We start from the raw sequence: 1331 nt of genomic DNA, 5'->3' as shown, positions 1-1331 counted from the left end.
ACTCCAGCATCACTTCGTGATGTTGTTGGGTAGCATGTGGTTTCGTGGTGGTTGATGAGGATTTGGTGGCGTGGTCGGCGGGGTTGGATGAGTTGTTCGGTCGGGTGGCGGGCCGGTTTGTGCGGGCGGAGCCGCGGCGGCGGGCTCGGGCGTATGTGCGGGGGTTGCTGGCGCCGTTGGCGGGCAAGAACGGCTGGACATTGGCCGAGGTCGCGGGTGAGTTCACGCCGACCGGGATGCAGCGTCTTCTGAATGCGGCGGCGTGGGATGTCGATGGGATGCGTGATGACGCGCGGGCGTATGCGGTCGAGCATCTGGGTGATCCGGATGGTGTGCTGGTCGTCGATGAGACCGGGTTTCTGAAGAAGGGTGTGAAATCTGCTGGGGTGCAACGGCAGTACTCGGGAACCGCGGGTCGGGTCGAGAATTGTCAGCTCGGTGTGTTCTGCGCGTACACGAGCGTGAAGGGACGCACACTGATCGACCGGGAGTTGTATTTGCCCAAGTCGTGGATCGATGATCGAGACCGGTGCCGCGATGCCGGGGTGCCCGAGGATGTCGAGTTCGCGACGAAACAGGTTCTGGCCCAGCGGATGCTGGCTCGCGCGCTGGATGCCGGGGTGCCTGCACGGTGGGTGACTGCTGACGAGGCATACGGTGGTGATTCGAAGTTCCGCAGGTGGCTCGAGCGGCGGCGGATCGGGTATGTGGTCGCGGTGCCCAGCAGTGCGCCGGTTGTCATGTCGCTTGCCGGTAGCAGCCGCGCCGGCCAGATCGTCGCCGACGCGCCACCGCAGGCATGGAAGCGTCGTAGCTGCGGAAACGGCGCGAAAGGCCCTCGGATGTTCGACTGGGCCGTGGCCACGGTGCCGACCGTGAGCGAGGCCGGACCCGGCTGGGGACGCTGGCTGCTGGCTCGCCGGTCACTGGCTCCCAACGCCAAAGGCGAACTCGAAACGGCCTACTACCTGTGTGGTGCCCCGATCGGCACCAGCGACGACGAGCTCATCCAGGTCGCCGGCGCACGCTGGGCAGTCGAGGACTGCTTCCAAACCGCGAAAACCGAAGTCGGGCTCGACCAATACCAAGTCCGCCGCTACGACGCCTGGTACCGCCACATCACACTCGCACTGCTGGCACACACATACCTTGCCGTGACAGCCGCCATCTCCCCAAAAGCATTGGCAGCGGCCTCGTTCCACTCACACTCGGCGAGATCAGACGTCTCCTGGCACACCTGACCACACCGTCACCGAACCTCACCACTGCGTTGCACTGGTCGGCCTGGCGCAGAAGACACCAATACCAGGCTAAACAGGCCCACTATCAGC

The 1331-nt window shown here is 64.6% G+C and carries 1 pseudogene; it reads left to right on the top strand.

The window, feature by feature from the left end:
• Positions 1-62: 62 nt before the first annotated feature.
• Positions 63-1331: pseudogene (locus ON21_RS30320) on the top strand (IS701 family transposase); the annotation flags it as partial.

It is taken from the genome of Nocardia araoensis NBRC 100135 (genome assembly GCF_000308435.1).
Classification (GTDB): Bacteria; Actinomycetota; Actinomycetes; order Mycobacteriales; family Mycobacteriaceae; genus Nocardia; species Nocardia araoensis.
Note: the sequence above shows the minus strand (reverse complement) of the source record. Positions and strands in the feature narration are given on the sequence as shown.